Annotated in this window: 18 protein-coding genes; 12 read left to right on the top strand and 6 right to left on the bottom strand. The window is 40.6% G+C overall.

From position 1 onward, the window contains the following. Positions 1 to 38: 38 nt before the first annotated feature. The 5 genes from rplL (at position 39) to LXF01_RS14890 (ending at position 10,363) form a co-directional block, all read left to right on the top strand. Complete coding sequence (gene rplL, locus LXF01_RS14910; RefSeq protein ID WP_078189828.1) at positions 39 to 410, top strand: 50S ribosomal protein L7/L12; 372 nt, start codon at positions 39 to 41, stop codon at positions 408 to 410. A gap of 303 nt (positions 411 to 713) precedes the next feature. Continuing rightward, positions 714 to 4,802 (top strand): DNA-directed RNA polymerase subunit beta, encoded by a 4,089-nt coding sequence (gene rpoB, locus LXF01_RS14905; RefSeq protein ID WP_180024736.1) that lies wholly within the window; start codon positions 714 to 716, stop codon positions 4,800 to 4,802. Positions 4,803 to 4,973: 171 nt separating this feature from the next. Then, positions 4,974 to 9,173, top strand: coding sequence for a DNA-directed RNA polymerase subunit beta' (rpoC, locus tag LXF01_RS14900; RefSeq protein ID WP_078192842.1), 4,200 nt, complete (start codon positions 4,974 to 4,976; stop codon positions 9,171 to 9,173). A gap of 160 nt (positions 9,174 to 9,333) precedes the next feature. Continuing rightward, positions 9,334 to 9,876 carry a hypothetical protein gene (locus tag LXF01_RS14895; protein ID WP_233944650.1) on the top strand — a complete coding sequence of 181 codons (543 nt, stop codon included), beginning with the start codon at positions 9,334 to 9,336 and terminating at the stop codon, positions 9,874 to 9,876. 130 nt (positions 9,877 to 10,006) lie between these two features. Next, on the top strand, positions 10,007 to 10,363 hold the full coding sequence (locus LXF01_RS14890) for a DNA transfer protein p32 (protein WP_233944649.1): 357 nt from the start codon (positions 10,007 to 10,009) through the stop codon (positions 10,361 to 10,363). A gap of 50 nt (positions 10,364 to 10,413) precedes the next feature. Here LXF01_RS14890 and LXF01_RS14885 read toward each other — a convergent pair whose 3' ends face one another. Next, positions 10,414 to 10,896 carry a DUF4442 domain-containing protein gene (locus tag LXF01_RS14885; protein ID WP_078189823.1) on the bottom strand — a complete coding sequence of 161 codons (483 nt, stop codon included), beginning with the start codon at positions 10,894 to 10,896 and terminating at the stop codon, positions 10,414 to 10,416. A 128-nt stretch (positions 10,897 to 11,024) separates the two neighbouring features. Here LXF01_RS14885 and LXF01_RS14880 point away from each other — a divergent pair, with 128 nt between their 5' ends. The 6 genes from LXF01_RS14880 to LXF01_RS14855 all read left to right on the top strand — a co-directional run bounded on the left by LXF01_RS14880 (position 11,025) and on the right by LXF01_RS14855 (position 17,219). Next, positions 11,025 to 11,900: an alpha/beta fold hydrolase gene (locus LXF01_RS14880; protein WP_233944648.1), complete on the top strand. Its 876-nt coding sequence runs from the start codon at positions 11,025 to 11,027 to the stop codon at positions 11,898 to 11,900. Positions 11,901 to 11,997: 97 nt separating this feature from the next. Beyond that, positions 11,998 to 13,365 (top strand): Na+/H+ antiporter family protein, encoded by a 1,368-nt coding sequence (locus LXF01_RS14875; protein WP_233944647.1) that lies wholly within the window; start codon positions 11,998 to 12,000, stop codon positions 13,363 to 13,365. A gap of 306 nt (positions 13,366 to 13,671) precedes the next feature. Beyond that, positions 13,672 to 14,259, top strand: a complete 588-nt coding sequence (locus LXF01_RS14870; RefSeq protein WP_180024739.1) for an OmpW/AlkL family protein — start codon at positions 13,672 to 13,674, stop codon at positions 14,257 to 14,259. Between the two features lie 161 nt (positions 14,260 to 14,420). After that, complete coding sequence (locus tag LXF01_RS14865) at positions 14,421 to 14,768, top strand: lysozyme inhibitor LprI family protein (protein WP_078189819.1); 348 nt, start codon at positions 14,421 to 14,423, stop codon at positions 14,766 to 14,768. 117 nt (positions 14,769 to 14,885) lie between these two features. Then, on the top strand, positions 14,886 to 16,805 hold the full coding sequence (gene htpG / locus LXF01_RS14860; protein WP_233944646.1) for a molecular chaperone HtpG: 1,920 nt from the start codon (positions 14,886 to 14,888) through the stop codon (positions 16,803 to 16,805). Positions 16,806 to 16,958: 153 nt separating this feature from the next. Then, the gene (locus LXF01_RS14855; RefSeq protein WP_233944645.1) at positions 16,959 to 17,219 is read left to right on the top strand and encodes a hypothetical protein; all 261 of its coding nucleotides are present in this window, start codon (positions 16,959 to 16,961) and stop codon (positions 17,217 to 17,219) included. Positions 17,220 to 17,300: 81 nt separating this feature from the next. Here LXF01_RS14855 and LXF01_RS14850 read toward each other — a convergent pair whose 3' ends face one another. The 5 genes from LXF01_RS14850 to LXF01_RS14830 form a co-directional block, all read right to left on the bottom strand. Further along, on the bottom strand, positions 17,301 to 18,440 hold the full coding sequence (locus LXF01_RS14850; protein WP_306669430.1) for a hypothetical protein: 1,140 nt from the start codon (positions 18,438 to 18,440) through the stop codon (positions 17,301 to 17,303). Between the two features lie 98 nt (positions 18,441 to 18,538). Next, positions 18,539 to 19,987 carry a hypothetical protein gene (locus LXF01_RS14845; RefSeq protein WP_233944644.1) on the bottom strand — a complete coding sequence of 483 codons (1,449 nt, stop codon included), beginning with the start codon at positions 19,985 to 19,987 and terminating at the stop codon, positions 18,539 to 18,541. A gap of 11 nt (positions 19,988 to 19,998) precedes the next feature. Then, on the bottom strand, positions 19,999 to 20,178 hold the full coding sequence (locus tag LXF01_RS14840) for a hypothetical protein (RefSeq protein WP_078189814.1): 180 nt from the start codon (positions 20,176 to 20,178) through the stop codon (positions 19,999 to 20,001). A 350-nt stretch (positions 20,179 to 20,528) separates the two neighbouring features. Then, on the bottom strand, positions 20,529 to 20,717 hold the full coding sequence (locus tag LXF01_RS14835; RefSeq protein WP_111885834.1) for a hypothetical protein: 189 nt from the start codon (positions 20,715 to 20,717) through the stop codon (positions 20,529 to 20,531). 234 nt (positions 20,718 to 20,951) lie between these two features. Then, positions 20,952 to 21,200, bottom strand: a complete 249-nt coding sequence (locus tag LXF01_RS14830) for a glycine zipper domain-containing protein (RefSeq protein WP_233944643.1) — start codon at positions 21,198 to 21,200, stop codon at positions 20,952 to 20,954. 237 nt (positions 21,201 to 21,437) lie between these two features. On the opposite strand from LXF01_RS14830, the gene LXF01_RS14825 reads away from it, so the two are divergent. Next, positions 21,438 to 21,638, top strand: a complete 201-nt coding sequence (locus tag LXF01_RS14825; RefSeq protein ID WP_067761311.1) for a dodecin family protein — start codon at positions 21,438 to 21,440, stop codon at positions 21,636 to 21,638. Positions 21,639 to 21,706 lie beyond the last annotated feature (68 nt).

Here is a 21,706-nt window from a genome sequence, read left to right as displayed (position 1 = left end):
ATTTACACACCATTCAATACCCATTTGGAGTTACTCTCATGGCTTTAACAAACGAAGAAATCTTAAACGCAGTTGCTGAAAAAACTGTTCTTGAACTTGTTGAACTTATTTCTGCTTTCGAAGAAAAATTCAACGTATCTGCTGCTGCTGTAGCAGTTGCTGCTGCTCCTGGCGCTGCTGGTGCTGCTGCTGAAGAACAATCAGAATTCAACGTTGAGTTGACTTCTTTCGGTGCTAACAAAGTTGCTGTAATTAAAGCAGTTCGTGAAGCTACAGGCCTTGGTCTTAAAGAAGCTAAAGATCTTGTTGAAAGCGCTCCTTCAGTTCTTAAAGAAGGCGTTTCTAAAGAAGAAGGCGAAGAACTTAAGAAAAAACTTGAAGAAGCTGGTGCTACAGTTACACTTAAGTAATCTTAAGGGGAGTCGATTTTTTTATAATCGGCTCCAAAAAATGGCTGGTGGCCCTTGGGTCATCAGCCTTTTTGCGTTACAATAATCGGCTCGATTTTTGTTTGCATGATATAAAAATCATACAAATTAAAAATAATTTATAAAACCAAACGCTTACCAATATTTTTCAGTAAAAAATATTGTTAAGCGTTTTAATACCACTAAAAATTGCAGCATTTGTGAAAGTGGTGGCCATATCGGCCTGCGTAATTCCTTCTAAGTTCGTTCTGCAGGCGGACTTAGTTTACTTTCCGAGGACTCCAGATGGCATACTCATATACCGAAAAGAAACGGATCCGTAAGAATTTTGGTAAATTGCCCAAGGTAATGGATGTTCCGTACTTGCTCGCGATTCAAGTCGACTCGTACCGAACTTTCCTTCAAGACGGCAAAACTCCAAAAAACCGCGAAGATATCGGTCTCCAAGCCGCATTTCGTTCAGTTTTTCCTATTGAAAGTTATTCTGGCAATGCTGCTTTAGAATTTGTTGAGTATAGTCTTGGTAAGCCTGAATTTGATGTGCGCGAATGTATTCTTCGTGGCTCAACTTATGCGGCGCCAATGCGTGTAAAAATTCGTCTGATCATTAAAGATCGCGAAACTAAAACAATCAAAGATGTGCGTGAGCAAGAAGTCTACATGGGTGAAATGCCACTTATGACAGACAACGGTACCTTTGTGATCAATGGTACTGAGCGTGTAATCGTATCTCAATTACACCGTTCACCAGGTGTATTCTTTGACCACGATAAAGGCAAAACTCACTCTAGCGGTAAAGTTCTTTATTCTGCTCGTATCATTCCTTACCGTGGTTCATGGTTAGACTTTGAATTTGATGCAAAAGATCTTGTATATGTTCGTATTGACCGTCGTCGTAAATTACTTGCGACTGTTGTGCTTCGTGCCTTGGGGTATAACAACGAACAAATCCTAGACATGTTCTACGAAAAAGTACCTGTATATCTTGATATGGGTAGCTATCAAATTGACTTGGTTCCAGAACGTCTACGTGGCGAAATGGCACAGTTTGATATCGTGGGTACAGACGGTAAAACAATTGTTGAACAAGGTAAACGTATTAACGCGCGCCATGTTCGTCAAATGGAAGCAGCAGGTCTTGAAAAACTTTCTGTTCCTGATGAATACCTATATGAACGTATTGTTGCTGAAGATGTAACGTTACGTGATGGCGAAGTAATTGCTGCAAATACAGTACTAAGCCATGAAATTATGGTGAAATTGGCTGAAGGCGGCGTTAAACAATTCAACGTACTTTATACCAATGACATCGACCGTGGCCCATTCATTGCGGACTCTTTACGTGCAGATACTACAACTGGTCGTGAAGAAGCACTTGTAGAAATCTACAAAGTGATGCGTCCGGGTGAGCCACCAACAAAAGAAGCTGCTGAAAACTTATTCAACAATTTGTTCTTCTCTTCTGAACGTTATGACTTATCACCAGTAGGTCGTATGAAGTTCAACCGTCGTTTGGGTCGTCCTTACGAAGTGGGTACGGATCAGAAGTCTCGTGAAGTTGAAGGTATTCTTTCGAACGAAGACATCACTGATGTATTGAAAACATTAGTTGAAATCCGTAACGGTAAAGGTGAAGTCGATGATATCGATCACTTGGGTAACCGTCGTGTTCGTTCTGTTGGTGAAATGACAGAAAACCAATTCCGTGTTGGTCTAGTTCGTGTTGAACGTGCTGTTAAAGAACGTTTATCTCAAGCTGAAACTGATAACTTGTCTCCGCAAGATTTAATCAATGCGAAACCAGTTGCTGCTGCAATCAAAGAATTCTTTGGTTCAAGCCAGTTGTCTCAGTTCATGGACCAAAACAACCCGTTGTCTGAAATTACACACAAACGTCGTGTATCAGCATTGGGCCCAGGTGGTTTGACTCGTGAGCGTGCGGGCTTCGAAGTACGTGACGTACATCAAACTCACTACGGTCGTGTATGTCCAATTGAGACTCCTGAAGGTCCAAACATTGGTTTGATCAACTCACTTTCTGTTTATGCGAAAGCGAATGATTTTGGTTTCTTAGAAACGCCTTACCGTAAAGTTGTTGATGGTCGTGTAACGGATGACGTTGAATACCTTTCTGCGATTGAAGAAGTAGGTACTGTGATTGCACAGGCCGATTCAGGTGTAGATAAAGACGGTAATTTAACAGAAGAATTTGTTTCTGTACGTCACCAAGGTGATTTCGTACGTATGCCTCCTGAAAAAGTGACGCATATGGACGTATCTGCACAGCAGGTTGTATCTGTTGCTGCATCACTTATTCCATTCCTTGAACACGATGATGCCAACCGTGCATTGATGGGTTCAAACATGCAACGTCAGGCAGTACCTACGTTGATCGCTGACAAGCCGCTTGTTGGTACAGGTATGGAAGCAAACGTAGCGCACGACTCAGGTGTATGTGTTCTTGCGAAACGTGGTGGCCGTATTGAATTCGTCGACGCGTCTCGTGTTGTTATTCGTGTAAACGAAGACGAAATGATCGCGGGTGAAGCAGGTGTAGATATCTACAACCTGATCAAATATACACGTTCTAACCAAAACACTTGTATTAACCAAAAAGTGCTTGTAAGCCTTGGTGATCAAGTGGGTCGTGGTGACGTATTAGCTGATGGTCCATCTACAGATGGCGGTGAATTGGCATTGGGTCAAAACATGCGCGTAGCATTCATGACTTGGAACGGTTACAACTATGAAGACTCGATCTTATTATCTGAGCGTGTGCTTCAAGAAGATCGTTTAACATCCATCCACATTCAAGAATTGTCATGTGTAGCACGTGATACTAAATTGGGTGCGGAAGAAATTACTGCCGATATCCCGAACGTGGGTGAAGCAGCACTTTCTAAACTTGATGAGTCAGGTATTGTTTACATCGGTGCAGAAGTAACAGCGGGCGATATCCTTGTAGGTAAAGTAACACCTAAGGGTGAAACCCAACTTACTCCGGAAGAAAAACTTCTTCGTGCAATCTTCGGCGAAAAAGCGGCTGACGTTAAAGATTCATCTTTACGCGTATCTTCTGGTGTTAAAGGTACTGTTATTGACGTTCAAGTGTTTACACGTGATGGTCTTGAAAAAGACGAACGTGCTCAAGCAATTGAAAAAGCTCAATTAGATGCTTACCGTAAAGATTTGAAAGAAGAATTCAAAATCTTTGAAGAAGCAGCTCGTGAACGTATTGTTCGTTTGTTGAAAGGTCAAGAATCGAATGGTGGCGGTACAACTAAACGCGGTGACAAATTAACTGAAGAGTTATTGTCTGGTCTTGAGTTGGTTGATCTTATTGAAATCCAACCAGTCGACGAAGCGATTGCTGAACGTTTAACTCAAATTCAAGTGTTCTTGAAAGAGAAGAGCCTTGAAATTGACGAGAAATTTGCAGAGAAAAAACGTAAATTGTCTACAGGTGATGAGCTGACAACTGGTGTACTAAAAGTTGTTAAAGTTTACCTAGCTGTAAAACGTCGCATCCAACCGGGTGATAAAATGGCTGGTCGTCACGGTAACAAAGGTGTTGTATCAAACATCTTACCTGTAGAAGACATGCCACACGATGCAAACGGTGTTCCAGTTGATGTTGTACTTAACCCACTGGGTGTACCATCACGTATGAACGTGGGTCAGATTCTTGAAACTCACTTAGGTATGGCGGCTAAAGGTCTTGGCGATCAAATCGACAAGATGATGAAAGAGCAACGTACTGTACTTGAGCTTCGTGATTTCTTAGACAAGATTTACAATAAAGTTGGTGGCGAACAAGAAGATCTTGATAGCTTGACTGATGAAGAAATCTTGGTGCTTTCAGGTAACTTGCGTAAAGGTGTTCCTTTAGCAACACCGGTATTTGATGGTGCTGAAGAATCACAAATCAAAGAATTGTTAGAACTTGGTGGCATTTCACGTACTGGTCAAACAGTATTGTATGATGGTCGTACAGGTGAACGTTTTGACCGTCCAGTAACTGTGGGTTACATGTACATGTTGAAACTGAACCACTTGGTTGACGACAAGATGCATGCGCGTTCTACTGGTTCTTACTCTCTAGTAACTCAACAGCCGCTTGGTGGTAAAGCACAATTCGGTGGTCAGCGTTTCGGTGAGATGGAAGTATGGGCACTCGAAGCTTACGGTGCAGCATACACACTTCAAGAAATGCTTACTGTGAAGTCGGATGACGTTGAAGGTCGTACCCGTATCTACAAGAACATTGTAGATGGTAACCATTACATGGACCCAGGTATGCCTGAATCGTTCAACGTATTGACCAAAGAGATCCGTTCTTTAGGTATCAACATTGAACTGAAAAATGGTGACTAAGTAACCATTCAATCCCCCCAACCCCCTTTATAAGGGGGGGATTTACTCCTCTTATTTTAAGGGGAGTTTCCCGCTTAAATCAGGCGGGATTGAGGGGGATTACTCAGTTAAAAAACAATATTTGTGACCCAGTTGTGAAGTGAAAATCTCCACAACACACGGAGAAAAAAATTGAAAGACTTGCTCGATATCATGCGCAAAAAGACGGATTCAGACGGTCATGCTCCTGTAGAGTTTGATCGCATCCGTATTGGTCTTGCGTCACCAGAAATGATTAAGTCGTGGTCTCATGGTGAAGTTAAAAAGCCTGAAACCATTAACTACCGTACGTTCAAACCTGAACGTGATGGTTTATTCTGTGCCAAAATCTTTGGTCCAGTAAAAGATTACGAATGCTTGTGTGGTAAATACAAGCGTATGAAATACAAAGGCGTCATTTGTGAAAAATGTGGCGTTGAAGTAACAACTGCAAAAGTACGTCGTGAGCGTATGGGTCATATTGACCTTGCTTCTCCAGTTGCGCATATTTGGTTCTTAAAATCACTTCCTAGCCGTATCGGTCTGCTTTTAGACATGACTTTACGTGATATCGAACGTGTATTGTATTTCGAATCATACGTTGTAACTGACCCAGGTATGACTCCACTTGAGAAATACCAACTTCTAAACGATGAAGAATACTTCACTGCTTTAGAAGAACACGGTGATGAATTCACTGCGAAAATGGGTGCAGAAGCAGTTCAAGATTTGTTGAAAGACATCGATCTTGAAGCTGAAATTTCACGTCTTCGTGAAGAAATTCCAAATACAACTTCAGAAACGAAGCTTAAAAAAGCTTCTAAACGTCTGAAATTGATGGAAGCGTTCAAAGAGTCGAACAACAAACCAGAATGGATGGTGATGAATGTACTTCCAGTACTTCCACCTGATCTTCGTCCGTTGGTTCCTCTAGAAGGAGGTCGTTTTGCGACTTCTGACTTGAACGATCTTTACCGTCGTGTAATTAACCGTAACAACCGTTTAAAACGTCTACTAGACCTTGCAGCACCAGACATTATCGTACGTAACGAAAAACGTATGTTACAAGAGTCTGTAGATGCATTGCTTGATAACGGTCGTCGTGGTCGTGCAATTACTGGTTCGAATAAACGTCCTCTTAAATCTTTGGCAGACATGATCAAAGGTAAACAAGGTCGTTTCCGTCAAAACTTATTGGGTAAACGTGTCGATTACTCTGGTCGTTCGGTAATTACCGTAGGTCCGACTTTACGTCTTCACCAATGTGGTCTTCCGAAAAAAATGGCGCTTGAATTATTCAAACCATTCATTTTTGCGAAACTACAAGCATCTGGCCAAGCGACAACCATTAAAGCTGCGAAGAAAATGGTTGAGCGTGAAACTCCAGAAGTTTGGGACGTACTTGCTCACGTAATTCGTCAACATCCAGTGATGTTGAACCGTGCGCCTACACTTCACCGTTTGGGTCTTCAAGCATTTGAACCAACCCTGATTGAAGGTAAAGCGATCCGTCTTCACCCGTTAGTATGTGCGGCATTTAACGCCGACTTCGACGGTGACCAAATGGCGGTACATGTACCATTAACACTTGAAGCTCAGTTAGAAGCTCGTGCGTTAATGATGTCAACAAACAACATTCTTTCTCCTGCGAACGGTGAGCCAATCATCGTACCTTCTCAGGACGTTGTCTTAGGCTTGTACTACATCACTCGTGATGCGATCAATGCCAAAGGTGAAGGCATGGTGTTTGCGGATACTGACGAAGTAAACCGTGCACTTGCAACAGGTCAAGTTGATTTACACGCTCGCGTAAAAGCACGTGTACACCAAACTGTCATTGATGAAAATGGTAACCGTGAACAACAAACCATTGTTGTAGACACAACTCCAGGTCGTTGTTTGCTTTGGGAAGTTGTACCTGAAGGTATGGATTTCCAACAAATCAACGTTGAGATGACTAAAAAGAACATCTCTAAATTGATCAACTCTTGCTACCGTAAATTGGGTCTAAAAGATACTGTTATCTTTGCTGACCAATTAATGTACTTGGGCTTCCGTCAAGCGACTCACTCAGGTGTGTCTGTTGGTATGGAAGACATGTTAATTCCGCCACAAAAACAAGCAATTATCGAAAAAGCTGAAGTTGAAGTTCGTGAAATCGAACAACAGTTTGAGCAAGGTTTCGTAACTGCCGGCGAACGATATAACAAAGTTGTCGATATTTGGGCGCGTACAAACGACCAAGTAGCGAAAGCGATGATGGACAACTTGTCTTTCACAACTGTTAAAAACAAACAGGGTGAAGACGAGAAACAAAAATCATTCAACTCGATTTACATGATGTCTGACTCAGGTGCCCGTGGTTCGGCAGCTCAGATTCGTCAGTTAGCGGGTATGCGTGGTTTGATGGCAAAACCAGATGGTTCGATCATTGAAACACCAATTAAAGCAAACTTCCGTGAAGGTTTGACCGTACTTCAGTACTTCATTTCAACACACGGTGCACGTAAAGGTTTGGCCGATACTGCATTGAAAACTGCGAACTCAGGTTACTTGACTCGTCGTTTGGTTGACGTAGCACAAGACTTGGTAATTACTGAGCCAGATTGTGGTACTTTCGACGGTCTTGTAATGACTCCATTCATTCAAGGTGGCGATGTCATCGAGAACTTAGGTACTCGAGTATTGGGTCGTGTACTTGCTGAAGATGCGAAGAAACCAGGTTCGGATGATGTGATTCTTCCACGTAATACATTAATCGACGAAAAACTTGCAAACTACTTAGAAGAGCAAGGTGTCGATGAAGTGAAAGTACGTTCAGTTGTAAACTGTGAATCTACTTTCGGTGTATGTGCGAAATGTTACGGTCGTGACCTTGCTCGCGGTCACTTGGTGAATCCAGGTGAATCTGTGGGTGTAATGGCTGCTCAATCAATTGGTGAGCCAGGTACACAGTTAACAATGCGTACATTCCACGTAGGTGGTGCTGCGAGCCGAACTTCTGCTGCTAACAGCGTACAAGTTCGTAACAAAGGTACAGTACGTTTCCACAATGTGAAAACAGTACAACACGCTAAAGGTCACTTGGTATCAACTTCACGTTCAGGTGAAATCGGTATCGCAGATGACATCGGTCGTGAACGCGAACGTTACAAAATTCCATACGGTGCTTCAATCATCATTAAAGATGGAGAAGCTGTGGAAGCTGGCGGTATCGTAGCGACTTGGGATCCGCATACACATCCATTGGTTACCGAAGTTGCAGGTAAAGTGCGTTTCAGCCAAATCGCTGATGGCGTAACTGTGACATCGAAAACTGATGATGCAACAGGTATGACGACTATTGAGGTACTTCCAGTAACTTCACGTCCAGCATCTGGTAAAGATATGCGTCCAGCTGTTGTATTGGATACAACAGATGGCGGCGAACAGTTCTACTTCCTACCACAAAACACGATTCTGACTGTGCGCGACGGCGAAACAATTGGTGTCGGTGATGTTATTGGTCGTGTGCCACAAGAATCTTCACGTACACGTGATATTACCGGTGGTCTACCGCGTGTAGCTGACTTGTTCGAAGCACGTAAACCGAAAGAACATGCGATCCTTGCTGAAATTTCAGGTATCGTAAGCTTCGGTAAAGAGACCAAAGGTAAGAACCGTCTTGTGATTACTCCGGATGATGGCTCTGAGATTTACGAAGAGCTAATTCCGAAATGGCGTACGATCAACGTGTTCGAAGGCGAGCATGTGAACCGTGGTGAAACCATTTCTGATGGTCCGCAAAATCCACACGACATCTTACGTTTGAAAGGCGAAGTTGCGCTTACAAACTACATCGTGAACGAAGTTCAAGACGTATACCGTCTACAAGGTGTAAAAATCAACGACAAGCATATTGAAGTGATCGTACGTCAAATGCTTCGTAAAGTTGAAATCACTGACGGTGGTGATACAAGCTTCATCAAAGGCGAGCAAGTGGAATACATCCGCGTTGTTCAAGAAAACCAAGCTGTGGCAGCTCAGAACAAGTTCCCAGCGAAGTTTGAACGTCAATTGATGGGTATTACCAAAGCGTCGCTTTCTACTGACTCGTTCATTTCTGCTGCATCGTTCCAGGAAACAACTCGTGTGTTAACTGAAGCTGCTGTAACAGGTAAAGAAGATGAATTACGTGGTCTGAAAGAGAACGTAGTTGTAGGTCGTCTGATCCCAGCGGGTACAGGTTTGGCTTACCACTTAGAGCGTCGTCGTCAAGAATCAGAAGCTGCAGAACTTGAGCTTCACAATGATTTCTCTGATGTTGACCAAGCTTTAAGCCAAGCATTTAGCGATGAGTTTAACGGTCTTTAATTAGCCCTTAAATCATTCCAAAAAGCCACCTTCGGGTGGCTTTTTTTATGCGGACGAATTGAAAATTAAAGCTTTCCTAATGTTGATTTATTTCCTATAGTAAAAATAGAACATAACAAATCTCTTGATTTTTAAACTTAAACATAACGGGGGCTTTTTGATGAAATTCACACAGCAAGTATTCGCAGTTTCTGCATTATTCAGCTCATTGACAGCGATTGCTGCACCTATGCCCAATTCGATTGTGGTTGAAGATAAAGCTGTAGTTCCAGTACTAAAAACAGAAGTGATTCGCCGTGTTGCAGGTCAAGAACCTGTACGCCAAGTGACTGCAACAGTGTTAGAAATGACTAATAAAGGTCAGGATATCGTGGCTCGTGAAATTGAACTTTCAGATCACCAAAGTGATTTTTCTGAAAAGAAATTATCGATTCCAGTACTACAACGTGGTGGTGTCATCGTTCCGACTTCTAAAATTGAAACCAAGACTACGGTGAAGCAGGATGGTCAGATTATTCGTCAAAACACCAATATTGATGCAGAAGGTGTAGAGTTTAAGAAAGGGCAGGAACCGATTAAACGCACGCTAAAACTAGATCAGGCAACAGATCCAGAAAGCAAAGCCAAACTCTCCCATGCTGTGCTGACTGAAAATGGTGAAACCACAAAAGATTTGATGATTTTGGATGAAAACCCTGAGTGATTCGTGAGCGATTAGGCGTGGTTTTTTACAAAATGCAGCATTTATGCTCCAAGCCGTAACAAGCTATGTTTAATTGTTTCATACAATGGTTTTAGAATCATAGGTATTGAAGAAGACAAGGAACATCACAATGAAAAAAGTAATGAGCGTATGCGCAGTCGCGATGATGTCGACCCTAATGCTTGCTGGTTGTGAAAGCATGTCGCCAAATGAACAACGTATTGGTGCTGCAGCTTTAGGTGGTGCCATAGGTGGTGGTGTGGGTAATAATGTCGGTGGTGGTGTAGGTGCAGCCGTTGGTGCTGGTGCTGGTGCAGCTGTCGGTAGTAAAACTCAAAACGGTTCAAACCGAAATGCCACATATAGTGGTGTAGGTGGTGCGATTGGTTCTGCAGTCGGTAAAAGTATCTTTGGTGGTAACACTGGTGCTGCGATTGGTGGTGCAATCGGTGGTGGCGCAGGTGCTGCAATTGAGCAAAATCGCTAATCCAATCCGATAAATTTGAATGAAAAGGCGCTTAAAGATAAGCGCCTTTTTTATTTGCGTGGACGAGGTTGCTTGCGACGAATGTATAGGGTTTTTTGAACTTCAGCGATACGTAAGCCTGCTTCATCAAAAATATTTAAGCTATAGTTCCGTAGTACAGGTGCGTGGTTATCTGCTAAGTTTTTAATATGATTGATTTCATTTGGGTCGAGCTGGATGTCAGCGTATACCGTTCCACGCCCGGGGGATAAAAATTGGATATTTGCAGCTTTGTCCCACACGATATAACGTGAGCCAAGGTGATGCATCAAAATCAACATATAAAATGGGTCAACCATTGAATAAAGACTACCGCCAAAATGTACACCGACGATATTTTGATTTTTACGAGTTAATGGCATTTTGACGCGAATGTGATAATTGGCGAGATCAATTTTATCAATCGAAATGCCAGCACCTTTATAAGGGGCATAATGATTGAGTAAGAATTTAGAGACAATAGGCATTGTCATTATTTTCTGGATTATGCTCATACTGGGTCAATTTTTTTTTATGCTGAACTTTGCATACTAAATGAGTTTCCAAACTGTGGCATTGATCACATTGCCCATGTTCACAAATAAAACGTCAATTCGATGGAATCGATAAAAGGACAAGAAGAATGCAACCACTAAATACGCAATGGGTGAATACCACAGATCAACAACGGCTCTATGTGAAGACATGGGGTGATGAAACAAAGCCAGCATTGGTTTTGGTTCATGGTTATCCTGATAATCAGGAAGTATGGGAACCAGTTATTGAACATCTTGGTTCTGAATTTTATATTGTGAGCTATGACGTGCGAGGTGCAGGGCAGTCATCTATGCCCCGTAAAGTACGAGATTATCGTTTGGAGCAATTATCACTTGATTTGGATAGTGTAACGCAAGCGGTATTAGGCGAACGTAGTTTTCATTTGGCCGCGCATGATTGGGGCTCTATCCAATCATGGGAATCGGTAACTGAGCCAAAATTTCGCTCACGTATTTTGTCTTATTCAACTATTTCTGGGCCATGTTTGGATCATGCGGCATTTTTGCTCAGAGATAGCTTTAAGCATCAGCAGAAAAAATTACTCAAATTATTAAGTAAGTCATGGTACATCGGGGTATTCCAATTACCATTTTTGGCACCGACGGCGTGGCATTTTTTGAATGCTGAACGTTGGGGAAAAATTGTGAATGATTTAGAATGTACTCAAGAATTGCCTTTGAATCATAATATTCAGCATGATGGTAAACACGGTATTGCGCTTTACCGTGCTAATTTTATTCCCCGCTTAACTCAGCCTAGACAACGTCATGCCGTCTGTCCTGTACAAGCGATTGTGTTGAAACATGATAATTTTGTCAGTCCAGATTACATTAAAGAATTACCTAATTGGGTTGAAGATTTATCTGTGGTTGAAGTCAATGCCAATCATTGGGCCGTGCTGAGCCAACCCGAAAAAATTGCAAGTTACATCGCTCAATTTGCGCAATCACAGCAGCTTTAAGTAAATCGTTCAACAGTGGCAGTTTCATCGATAGGGGGGCTAAATAGCGAGCAAATTCTGATAAAATACGGTTTTTTGTCAGACTCCCTTTTTTCTTATGTTTGCTATTCTTGCCGCAATTACAGTCATGTTTGGACTGTCGCTGGCACGCGTGCCTGTTGTATTTGCACTGATCATTGGTGCAGTAACAGGTGGCTTGTTAGCTGGTCTTGGTATTCATGGCACCATCGAAGCGTTTAATAGTGGCTTAGGCAACGGTGCTCAAATCGCACTTGCTTATGGCGTGTTGGGGGCATTTGCTTTGGCACTTGCGCGTTCAGGTCTGCCAGATTTACTGGCTTATCAACTCATTACTAAACTCAAAGGTAACAGTAATGTGAAAGCCCGGAATTGCGTGAAATACGTAATTTTCGCTACTATCGCTTTAGCCGCCGTATGTTCACAAAACGTGATTCCAGTGCACATTGCGTTTATTCCAGTATTAATTCCACCATTACTCAGTGTATTTAATCATTTAAAACTTGACCGTCGTTTGATTGCTTGTGTTCTGACTTTTGGTCTTGTGGCGACTTATATGCTGGTACCTTTTGGTTTTGGTGCTATTTTCCTTAATGATATTTTAGGTCAAAACATCAATACCTTTGGTAAGCCATACGGTTTCAACATCAGCTATGATCAAATTCCAACTGCTATGGCAATTCCAGTATTTGGGATGTTTGTTGGCTTATTAATTGCTGTTTTTTATAGCTACCGTAAACCACGAGAGTATGCTGACGTTCAGGTTAAGGAATCACAGCACACCATCTCATCTGATGTAAAAGCAGATGAAAATGGTAAACCACAAGTCGCTAAATTTACTTTGATCATGGTTGCGGTAGCAGTGGTTGCTACGCTTTCTGTTCAAGTCATATCTGAGTCGATGATTTTGGCGGGTCTCGTTGGTGTTGCGATCTTAAGCTGTGCAGGTATTTTTAAGTGGAAAGAAGCCGATGATGTCATTATCAGTGGTATGCGCATGATGGCACTGGTGGGTTTCATTATGATTTCTGCGCAGGGTTTTGCATCTGTGATTGAGGCTACGAATCAAGTACCAGTACTGGTACAAGCTTCGGTTGAATGGATTGGAAACAGCCAAGGTTTAGCTGCATTTTGGATGCTATTGATAGGGCTATTAATTACCTTAGGTATTGGTTCTTCATTCTCAACAATCCCAATTTTGGCCATTATTTATGTACCACTTTGTATTCAATTTGGTTTTAGCCCAGCGGCAACGATTGCCATTATTGGTACAGCAGCAGCTTTAGGAGATGCAGGTTCTCCGGCATCAGACTCAACTTTAGGCCCAACATCAGGTCTTAATATGGATGGTCAGCATGACCACATGAAAGACAGTGTGGTCCCGACCTTCATTCACTACAATATTCCATTAATGATCTTTGGTTGGATTGCCGCAATGGTACTCTAAAAAATTTTCAAAGATAAATAAAAAGGCGATTATATAATCGCCTTTTTTATTATTTAAACCTGATGAATTTAGTTGGTTTAAAATCATTCATTTGATTAATTCTGATTAAAATGGTTGGTATATTTTAAATATTAAGTTAATTATAATGGTTGATAAATAAAACCAACCTTTATACTTTGATTAAAATAAATATATTTAATTAATAATAACTTATATAATAGTGTAATAAATTATTAAATAATGTTATTGCATAATTTTAATACTAATGTTTAATATTAATTATTCATTCTAGAAGGTTGCTTAAAAATGTTAAAACAAGCTGCTCTTATTGCATTATTGGGTATGTCTGCTTCAGCGATGGCTGGTCAATGGCAGGTTAAAGTTGGTGGTTCTGTAATTTCTCCAACAGGTGACACTGAAACCGCATTAGGTACAGTAAAAGCGGATGATGAGTTAGCATTTACACCATCGGTTGAATATTTCTTTAATGACAACATTTCAGCTGAATTACTTTTAGCTACTCCAATTGGTCATGATGTACTTTTGGATGGTGATAAAGCTGCTAAAATTAAGCATCTTCCACCGACAATTACTGCAAAATATAACTTTAAAAATTCAACACGCTTTACACCATATATTGGTGTAGGTGGTACAGCATTTGTTGCTTGGGATGAATCTGGCGCGGCTAAAAATGTAAAAGAAGATTTTGGTTTTGCAGGTCAAGTCGGCTTTAATTACCAACCAGCTGATGCGAAAAACTGGGGTGTATACTTCGATGCTCGCTATGCTCAATTAAGCCCTGAAGTGACTTTAATTGATGAATTAGGTGGCGGTAAATTCGATTTAGATATCGATCCTATGGTGTATACAATTGGTTATAGCTACAAATTCTAAGCTTTAACTGATCTTAAAACCCTGCCGCCATTAGGCAGGGTTTTTTTTATGCAGCATATTCCATTCATCAGTTGATCGAATTGAACAAATAGGCAATAGAAAATTTAGGTGGAACTGTTAGAGTCGAAATAAATCAGCAAGTTGAAAGAAGAGAAAAGACGATGAAAAAAATTATTCAGGGTATGCTGGTCTTGGGCAGTGCTTATTTTATTTCGACAAGTTATGCCGCAAGTTTTGATTGTAAAAAGGCGAAAACCATTACCGAACATGCGGTTTGTGATAACCGGAGTATTAATGATGCCGATGTCAAAATGGCCACGACCTATACGATTATTCGTCATTTAGTTCCCATGGGGACACGTGGTGCAATTCAAGATCAACAAATTAAATGGCTACAACTACGCGATCAGTGCCGTGACAATGTCAGTTGTTTAAGTGATGTATATAAAATGCGGCAGCAAAAACTGGATCTCTACATGGACCGCGTTTATAAACAAGGACCTTTTTAAACCTTAAAATTTAGTGCGACAGAATAAAAATTTTCCATTCACACTATTGAAAAATAGTGAAGTCCCTCCATTCATATAGGCAATTGATAATTTTACTCAGTATGAACGGAGAGACTGATGAGCGAACAACAATCTCAAAAACACAGCTTCCAAGCGGAAGTGGCTCAGTTACTGCATTTAGTAACACATTCTTTATATTCAAATCCTGAAATTTTCCTTCGTGAGTTAGTATCAAACGCATCTGATGCCTGCGATAAATTACGTTTTGAAGGCATTAACCATCCTGAATATTATGAAAATGATCCAGATTTACATGTGCGTATTCATTTAAATAAAGAGCAGAAGACAATTACCATTTCGGATAATGGTATTGGTATGACACAACAAGAAGCGATTGATCATTTGGGTACGATTGCTAAGTCTGGCACTAAAGATTTTATGTCGAAGCTTACGGGTGATCAAAAGTCAGATGCACAATTGATTGGTCAATTTGGTGTGGGCTTCTATTCAGGTTTTATTGTTGCTGAAAAAATTACAGTGGAATCACGTCGTGCTGGGGTAAATGCCGCTGAAGGGGTACGTTGGGTTAGTAATGGTACAGGTGAGTTTGATGTAGAGCCAATTGATAAGGCTTCACGTGGAACCGACATCATTTTGCATTTACGCGAGGATGCTTTAGATTATTTAGATCGTTACAAAGTTAAGCAGATTATTAATAAATACTCTGATCATATTAGTTTGCCAATTGAGATGCAGAAAGAAGTTTGGCAACAAGAGGAAGCTGCCGAAGGCGAAGAAGCAAAACCTGGTCAATATGTACTGACGGATGAATGGGAAGCGATTAACTCAGCAAGTGCATTATGGACGCGTAATAAAAATGAGATCAGTGAAGAACAATATACTGAGTTTTATAAAAACCTGAGCCATGATTTTGAAGCCCCGCTTGCATGGACACATAACCGTGTAGAGGGAAGTACGGAATATACACAGTTACTTTATATTCCATCTCGCGCACCAAGCAATATTTTCACACGTGAAGCTAAAGCAGGAATTAAGCTGTATGTGAAACGTGTATTTATCATGGATGATGCGGATAATTTGATTCCAAATTATTTACGTTTTGTTCAAGGTGTGGTTGATAGCGCAGACCTACCACTTAATGTAAGCCGTGAATTATTACAAGAAAGTCGCGACGTGAAAACGATTCGTGAAGGTAACGCCCGCCGTATTTTAACGGTGCTAGATGGTTTGGCGAAATCTGAAGATATTGCTGATCAAGAGAAGTTTGCAAAATTCTACGCTGAGTTTGGTTCAGTCTTAAAAGAAGGCTTAGGCGAAGACATGGCGAATCGTGAGCGTATTCTAAAATTATTACGCTTTGCTTCGTCAAATAATGATGAAGTGAAAACATCATTTGCAGACTATAAAGCCAATATGAAAGAAGGCCAAAAGGCAATTTACTATGTGACTGCTGATAGTTTAAATGCTGCGAAAAACTCACCACAACTTGAATTGTTCAAGAAAAAAGGTATCGAAGTGCTGCTCATGACTGAACGAGTGGATGAGTGGGCGATGGAATTTGTTTTTGAGTTTGATGGAACACCATTACAGAATGTATCAAAAGGTGCAGTTGATTTGGGTGATCTACAAGATGCTGAAGAGAAGAAAGCACTTGAGGAAGCTGCTGAGCAGTTTAAACCTGTTGTTGAAAAACTGTCGGATGCGTTAAAAGATAAGACCTCTGAAGTGCGTGTAACAACACGTTTAGTGGACTCTCCTGCGTGTTTGGTGGTGGCTGAGGGTGAGTTATCACCGCAACTGGTCCGTATGCTAAAACAAGCAGGACAAGCGGTTCCCGAGTCAAAACCAGTCTTGGAAATCAATCCATCCCATCCATTGGTACAAAAATTAGAAGGTTCAGCGCAATTTGATGATTTGGCGAATGTGATCTTCGATCAAGCGTTGATTGCTGAAGGCGGTTTACCCGAAGATCCTGCCCAATACATCAAACGGATTAACAGCTTATTGCTGAAGTAACGGTAGATATGAAATGAACCTCCTTCGGGAGGTTTTTTATTTGGTTTTTCGATAGAGCACATGAATAAAAACGTCCATGTTTTAATCTTTAAAACAAATTAAAAATAAATAATTAATCTATAATAACAATCACTAAGTATTGGGAATTTTAAGATGAAAATTTTAGTGATCGCTGTAATGGGCTCGCTGCTCTCTATGGGCCTCATGCAATCTGCTCAGGCAGACAGCGCTAAGCAAAAAATGGTGCGTAATGACCGTGTGCAGGTTTCAAAGCAGATCGCACAATACGATATTAATCCTTTTGTAGATAGTCGCCGTGTGATACGAAATGATCGTGTTCAGTATAGTTTTCCTAAAGTGAAAAAAGTCGCTGAAAAACAGCCGAGTATTGTACGTAATGATCGTGTACGGTGATTAAGAAAAATTGAAGCTGAGTTATTTAAAAAAGCCCATCCTGTTGAGATGGGCTTTTTATTCGCTGTGAAATAGCGGGTTCTAGAACAAGGCTTCAAGGCGCACTAAAGCGCCCACAAAGTGGCTTTTATCGTCACGATGGTTGTTGAGGTAGTTGAGATCACCTTGGATATAAAACCATTCGCGCAGAAAGGGCTGTCGCCATGATACATAGGGTCCCCAACTGTTTAAACGCAGTTGATCGTTATTGTAAAAACCACCTGTATATAGGCCGTAGTTGAATCGGTTACCTTTAAAAAATTGGTGTTGGCGGTAACTGAAGTTATCCCATTTCAGATCATCATCCTGTGCATCTGCATAGGTCAGGTTGAATTGGTTTGAGATAAAGGGTTGGCCTGGACGGGCATGGGTTAATTCTAAATTGGTTCTTAGATAATTTTCACTATCGATACCATAACGATAAATTTGTTCGGCTAAAAAACTGTAATCATTGTCGAGTTGCCATTTTTTAGCTGCTTTTAAGCGGACATATAGGTCATCACCAGAACGTAAACCTAGATCAACGTCAGTTTCGAAAGGCAGTCGATCTGAAATTTCTGACCAACGTAAAGCCAGTGAACTGTTATCTTCACGGGTTTGCTTATTGTCATAATTTTTATCACTACGCCCCGCAGGGTTTTCATTGGTAATTGCAGCATTATTTTCTAATTCATTATCAAGTGAGTCATCACCAAAGACCACACTCAATTTTTTTTCTAAAGTGGGAAGCTTAATTTTACCGCGAATACGTGGCTTAATTTCGTATTCATCGTGCTTATTCCAACTGTTGTCTAAAATCACCCTAAGGGTAGCATTGGCTGGTTTATCAGGCTCACTTTGCCCAAACCAGTTATCCATGCGAACGGCCGTTCGATCTGCCCAATTTCGGACTTTCTTCTGTTGTCGATCGGTCCAGCTATTATTTTCCGTTTGTTCTGTTGTCGGAACAATGGGGTGATCTGATTGTTCAGGTAAGAAGGTCGGTGTTGCATCAATCCAACGTGGAATTTGATCTAAAAAATCATAGGTTTTTGGCATGATATACGGTGAACTTTGCTCGGTTGCAGGCACATCCTGCGAATGTTGCCCCTCAGTTTCATTGGCCCAAGCAACTTGATACATCAAGCTCATTGATGCGGAAAAAAGCAAAGTCCGAATAAAGTACTGTTGTTTTTTATGCATATATTTTGGCTCTATTTAATTATCATCTGAGTATCCTGCATCTGTAGTTTTGTTATTTTTGTCGGATAAATGCAAGCCAAACTACAAAATAAATGCAATTAATCTTCGGTCATTTGCTTAAGTGCTTGATAAAGCGAAATCACATCAATGGGTTGAGGCAATTTTTGGATCACATTTTGGATGCTTTGCCAATTTAAACCTTGCTGTCGATGGAGGATCAAATAGGGAAAGGTTTGTTCGGTACGCAAGAGTGCCATGCGTTTTTGACCGTGGATTAACCGTATTTTTTGACGTTCTTGTAATAATAACAAAGGGGTATGTAGCGTCGGTTCAGGTTCATCAAAATGAATGAATTTTTGCGTATGAATTAATTGTGCCGGGATAAAGGGGTAATAGTCGTTTTGCGACCAAATCATTTCAGCCTGCTGAGACTGTTGATAGAGCTGATCAGGTGCAGCACAGAGTTGCTCTAGATTGTCCCATGTCATGACTTTAATCGCAGCAAGTTCATGTTGATGTTGTTGGCAAAACAGCTGAGAGAGTCGAATGGCTTCCATTTGCGTTTGCGCACCAAACAACAAGAGATATTTGATGAAGAGACCTTCGGTATTGATTTGCTCTGCTAAATACAGTGGCTGGTTTTTCCAATCTGTACCATCTGTCGTATGTAATAGAACATCAAGCTGCGTTGTGAGTTCAGGCTGATCTATAAACTGCAATTCATACAAGGCCAATTGCGCATCGATGTTTTGCAGCGTTTGAACGCGAGCGGTATATTGAGCGATTTGAACCTGTTCAGGAAGTTCAACGCCTGCCATTGTCGAGTTGAGATTTTCCTCCGATGGGGCATGTGTTGGCTGCTCAATTAGAACAAGAGGAACGGTATCAGGTGCAGAAAGCTCCGGTTTATTTGTATTTGAGTTATCAAGCAACGTATCCGCTTCATTGATTTGCTTATCGCAATGATCTAGATCGACAGATCCATCTTTATTTATTGTTTCAATCGGCAGTAGGGCATCCACACTTGCTGCAACAGTGCTTGGCGCTGTGATGATTTCATCCTTTAGGCGTAAGGCATGTAGACGTAGATCGGTATCACTGATTAAACATTTATATAGCTGTTGTTGTTCAATTAACCAATCATAGCATTCACTGAAATTGCCCCATTCACTGAGTAACGCCGTGCGCTGTTTGGCTGGAATCATCCAAACTTGCCAACCTAACTCATGGTCATGCAGCAAGGCCCAACCCATCTCAGGATATTGATATAAAGCACTTTCGAGTGCAGCGTCATGGTTAAAATAGCCACGAAATAACCATGAATATGGCGTTTGTTTGGCAAATTCAGTGGCAGCCATCTGTGGTTCAGTTAATGCGCGATAACTTAATATTTGCTTTTGAAAAATCGGTTCGTCACATAAGGCAAAAATTTCATGAATCCGACGTTTAGAAAGCGCAGTTTCATAAAAACTCAAAGCACGGTGTTCAAGTTGATGGGTGAGTACATGGATTTCTTTTATTAATTGTACTTTCTCTTGTAAATTCATTTGTCCGCTTCCTAAAGGACTTTTTGTGCTTTTTCTAAATATTTAGCCAATACAATATTGGTTGCAAGTTCTACTAATTTATATTCAGCCGAATTCGGGTTTCGATATGTATTGGCCAATTCAATCAGGCGTTCAATATCGATAACCTGCGGTGAAATTTTTCCTTGTATCAGTGCCTGAAGTTCTTGCATAGGACAATGTAAATTTAAAAATAAAGAAGTCGATTAGTTCATTTGATTATAGAGATTTCATTAAAAAAAACATGGAAATAAATGTCAGCTTCTACAAATTAAGCGTTAAATATGACAATTAATGCGCATTTTGTTTAAAAATAATACCAAATCATTAGCTTAAAGATAGGTTTTGCAAAAGATATAGCGGTATGGTTTGATCAATTTTTTTGAAGTCATCATCAGCGATCGATCGCTTTTAGATGTTCATTTTTAATGTTAAGTAAAGAATAAAGCCCAAATAAAAGGCACAAAAAATAAAAAACCGATGGTGGGAGCCATCGGTTTTTTATGGAAAAATCAGCTAAAAATTAAGCTTTTTTTTCTGTGTTTGTTATAACTTCAGTTGTATCAGCAGCTGGAGCTTGGCTCTCTGCATTGGCAGTTTCAGCAGTTACAGCTTTTTTTACTGGAAAATCTGGTACGTAAACGATTTGTGCAGAAACAGTTGCAGAAAGCGCCATCACAGCAACAGCCATAGCATATTTGATTGCGTTCATTTGTGTATTCCTATCAATCATTAGTAACTCAAAAATTGAGTCAGGGAGAAAATTAATCACTTGAATTTATGTGAAAATAATATCAAAAAATAATCAATTAAAAATGATCGATTCGGCAACACAAGATAAATGGTAGGATTTAATATTTATATAAAACAGTATATTAGAGTTATTGCTCTAGAGTTTTTAGTGGCTGAGTGACAGCGGCGTATCACTCAGATATAGATGAAAAATCTATGAATGTTTGGCACATTTCTTTTCATAGACTTTGCCTGCGATACTACCAATAATGGCACCACTAATCGTACCAAAAACAGGTAATATACTGCCTGCAACAGCTCCGATCGCAGCACCTTTGACGGTCGGAGAAAAACGTGAGAGAAAGCTATTCTTCCCTGTTTGGGACTCGTTGGTGGTTGTTTGAGGGGGTGTATTGGTAGATAGTTCGGTTTCAGCAGAAGTTGCTTGAGGTTCAATAGTCATGACATTACTCCCGAGCATGATCGTTAGAAGAATGAAGCTTTTAGCCTAATCGGTAGTGGCCTTGGCTTAAACAGAAAGCATGTAATAAATGATGGTCAGTTTGTAATCCCTCGAAGTGGAATTCACTCCTGTGTAAGACATGTAATATTTTGCTGTTTTGATGTTTAAAAAATAACCAAAATAAGTGACTTAATCATATGATGAAGATTCAAAATCATAACAATGAGGATAAATACAATGTCTGTTGCTAAAGTCGTTGAAGTAAATGCAAGTAGCACAAAAAGTTTTGAAGATGCCATCCAAACGGGAATTAATAAAGTCACTGAAACCGTAAAGAATGTTCAGGGTGCATGGATTAATGAACAAAAAGTTGTGGTGAAAGACAATAAAATTGCGGAATATCGAGTGAACTTAAAAATCAGCTTCTTGGTGGAATAAGTTTCATTTTATTGATGTTAAAAACTGATCATAAAAAATCCCCGAAGTTCGGGGATTTTTGATTGAAC

It is taken from the genome of Acinetobacter sp. SH20PTE14 (assembly GCF_021391555.1).
GTDB classification, from domain to species: domain Bacteria; phylum Pseudomonadota; class Gammaproteobacteria; order Pseudomonadales; family Moraxellaceae; genus Acinetobacter; species Acinetobacter amyesii.
The sequence above is the reverse complement of the archived record's forward strand: the minus strand, read 5'-3'. Positions and strand labels throughout refer to the sequence as shown.

Excerpts from the sequence above, each read along its gene's own strand:
- rplL (WP_078189828.1), top strand. The coding sequence starts at position 39 with ATGGCTTTAACAAACGAAGAAATCTTAAACGCAGTTGCTGAAAAAACT.
- rpoB (WP_180024736.1), top strand. The coding sequence starts at position 714 with ATGGCATACTCATATACCGAAAAGAAACGGATCCGTAAGAATTTTGGT.
- LXF01_RS14895 (WP_233944650.1), top strand. The coding sequence starts at position 9,334 with ATGAAATTCACACAGCAAGTATTCGCAGTTTCTGCATTATTCAGCTCA.
- LXF01_RS14890 (WP_233944649.1), top strand. The coding sequence starts at position 10,007 with ATGAAAAAAGTAATGAGCGTATGCGCAGTCGCGATGATGTCGACCCTA.
- LXF01_RS14885 (WP_078189823.1), bottom strand. The coding sequence starts at position 10,896 with ATGAGCATAATCCAGAAAATAATGACAATGCCTATTGTCTCTAAATTC.
- LXF01_RS14880 (WP_233944648.1), top strand. The coding sequence starts at position 11,025 with ATGCAACCACTAAATACGCAATGGGTGAATACCACAGATCAACAACGG.
- LXF01_RS14875 (WP_233944647.1), top strand. The coding sequence starts at position 11,998 with ATGTTTGCTATTCTTGCCGCAATTACAGTCATGTTTGGACTGTCGCTG.
- LXF01_RS14870 (WP_180024739.1), top strand. The coding sequence starts at position 13,672 with ATGTTAAAACAAGCTGCTCTTATTGCATTATTGGGTATGTCTGCTTCA.
- LXF01_RS14865 (WP_078189819.1), top strand. The coding sequence starts at position 14,421 with ATGAAAAAAATTATTCAGGGTATGCTGGTCTTGGGCAGTGCTTATTTT.
- htpG (WP_233944646.1), top strand. The coding sequence starts at position 14,886 with ATGAGCGAACAACAATCTCAAAAACACAGCTTCCAAGCGGAAGTGGCT.
- LXF01_RS14855 (WP_233944645.1), top strand. The coding sequence starts at position 16,959 with ATGAAAATTTTAGTGATCGCTGTAATGGGCTCGCTGCTCTCTATGGGC.
- LXF01_RS14850 (WP_306669430.1), bottom strand. The coding sequence starts at position 18,440 with ATGCATAAAAAACAACAGTACTTTATTCGGACTTTGCTTTTTTCCGCA.
- LXF01_RS14845 (WP_233944644.1), bottom strand. The coding sequence starts at position 19,987 with ATGAATTTACAAGAGAAAGTACAATTAATAAAAGAAATCCATGTACTC.
- LXF01_RS14840 (WP_078189814.1), bottom strand. The coding sequence starts at position 20,178 with ATGCAAGAACTTCAGGCACTGATACAAGGAAAAATTTCACCGCAGGTT.
- LXF01_RS14835 (WP_111885834.1), bottom strand. The coding sequence starts at position 20,717 with ATGAACGCAATCAAATATGCTATGGCTGTTGCTGTGATGGCGCTTTCT.
- LXF01_RS14830 (WP_233944643.1), bottom strand. The coding sequence starts at position 21,200 with ATGACTATTGAACCTCAAGCAACTTCTGCTGAAACCGAACTATCTACC.
- LXF01_RS14825 (WP_067761311.1), top strand. The coding sequence starts at position 21,438 with ATGTCTGTTGCTAAAGTCGTTGAAGTAAATGCAAGTAGCACAAAAAGT.